This is a genomic window from Gemmatimonadota bacterium, assembly GCA_026706345.1.
Classification (GTDB): domain Bacteria; phylum JAAXHH01; class JAAXHH01; order JAAXHH01; family JAAXHH01; genus JAAXHH01.
Genome location: JAPOYX010000219.1, coordinates 1 through 2020, shown reverse-complemented (window position 1 = coordinate 2020; position 2020 = coordinate 1). Strand labels below are relative to the sequence as shown.

Here is a 2020-nt window from a genome sequence, read left to right as displayed (position 1 = left end):
GGGTGAAGTTGTCGGTGACCAGGGCCGTCAGCTCGATCTCGAAGCCCTTGTAAGTCGCATCGCCCAGGTTGAACTTGGTGGTGTTGTCACCGACGTTCGGGAGCAGGGAGGTGGCGGAAATCTGCATGTCGGAGTATTCCATCAGAAACGCCGCCAGGTTGGCGCGCAAGCGCCCGTCGAGCAGCGTGGTCTTGTAGCCCACCTCGTAGTTGTCCACGAACTCGGGGTAGTAGTTCGGCAGCGGAATGGGCACCACGCCCGTGAACCGCGCCGGAAACCCGCCGTCCCGGTAGCCTTCCGAATAGGTGAAATACACCATGGACCGCTCGCCCACGTCGTAGGACAGGCTCGCCATGGGCGTGTGCTCTTTCGTTTTCAAGAGGCCCGGTTGCACCGTGGTGCCCGTGACCCGTTCGGTGATCATCACGAAGTCTTTCTCCGACTCGGTATACCGGGTGCCCACGGTCAGGTGCAGCGAGTCGGTGATGTCGAAGGTGAACTGGCCGTACAGCGCCCAGCTCTCGTTGTCGATGTGGCGCGCCAGGTTCTGGAAAAAGTTGGTGGGAGGGCCGCCGCTGATGGCCGGAACGTGGGCGATCTGGTTGAAGATGTCTTCCACCCCGTCCTCCTTGAAGTAGTAGGCGCCGACCACGTAGTTCAACCGGTTGTCGATGCCGGCGCCCGTGAGCTGCAGTTCCTGGGAGAACTGTTCCTGGCTGTATTCGGGATGGGTATTCGCGAATACGATGTGGGGCGAGAAGTCGAGGTCGTTGAACAGGAAGATGTCGAACTCGCGGTAGGACGTGATGGATTTCAGCGACACCGCCTCGAAATCCACCCCCAGCGTCAGGTTCGCGCCCCACACCTCGATGTCCTGGTCGGCCGCGATCTGGTTGCCCTGAAGATCGGTGAAGACGCTGTTCGTCTCGTACCGCCCGGCGTTCCATACCGGCCCGTAGCACGCCGGATCGCCAGCCTGCCCGGCCGGCGTGAGGCAGCTTCCCGGGTTGCCGCTGTAGAAGACGTTCCAGAAGTTGCCGAACGCCCCCGGCTGGCCCGGGCCCGCCCGTTGCTGCCCGTCCCACACCCCGATGCCGTTCAGGGGGACGATGGCGCCGGGCGTGCTGGTGTCCTTGGAGTAGTCGAAGCTGAAGTCGGCGGAGAACTGCTCGCCCATTGTGCCGCTGATCATCAGCCTTGTTCCCCAGATGTCCTCGCTGCCGAGCTCATAACCCTGGTACTGAAGCGCATCGACGTAGCCATCCATTTCCCGGGTGAACGCACTCAGGCGTGCGCCCCAATCGCCGTTGAGCGGTACGTTGACCGTGCCCCGGGCTTCTATGAGGCCGTCCTCCCCGGCTCCCAGCTTGATCGACGCCCCGAACTCATCGTCCGGCTTCCTGGAGACGATGTTGATGGCGCCACCGATGGTATTGCGCCCGAACAGGGTTCCCTGCGGACCGCGAAGCACTTCGATACGCTCCACGTCCACCAGGTCGGAGGCATGACCTACCATGCGCCCCATGAACACGCCGTCGAGATAAAGCCCGACGGCCGGATCCTCGACGATGATGAAGTCCGCCTGGCCCATGCCGCGCACGAACACCACCGGCGACTCCACGCCGCTGGTTCCGCCGGCGCTCTCGAAGTGCACGTTGGGTACGATCCGGCCGATGACGTCGAAGTTGGCTTCGCCGCGGGCGAGGATTTCCTCGCTGGAAATCACGGCAACCGACGTCGGCACGTCCTGCAGGCTCTCCTCGCGGCGCCGTGCGGTCACGACGATTTCCTCGAGGGTGCGCGCGGTGGGTTCGTCGTCCGCGGCGCGAACGCCCGCTGAAAACGGCATTAGCAAGGCCCCTGACAACAGGGCGGCCACCAGAACTCGATCTCGAAACACGATGGGTATGGGCACGTCTCACTCTCCCGACATTGACCGAATTAGTGTCAAATCATCTTACACAGAATCGATTCCGTATCAAGCTGCGGCTTTGATATCCAGGTATTTTCCCAGTATCGC

At 62.4% G+C, this 2020-nt stretch carries 1 protein-coding gene; it reads right to left on the bottom strand.

All coding sequences use genetic code 11. The features are described 5' to 3' along the window. Positions 1-1915 (bottom strand): TonB-dependent receptor (locus OXG98_15705; GenBank protein ID MCY3773451.1); only part of this gene is annotated, 1915 nt, incomplete at its 3' end. Positions 1916-2020 lie beyond the last annotated feature (105 nt).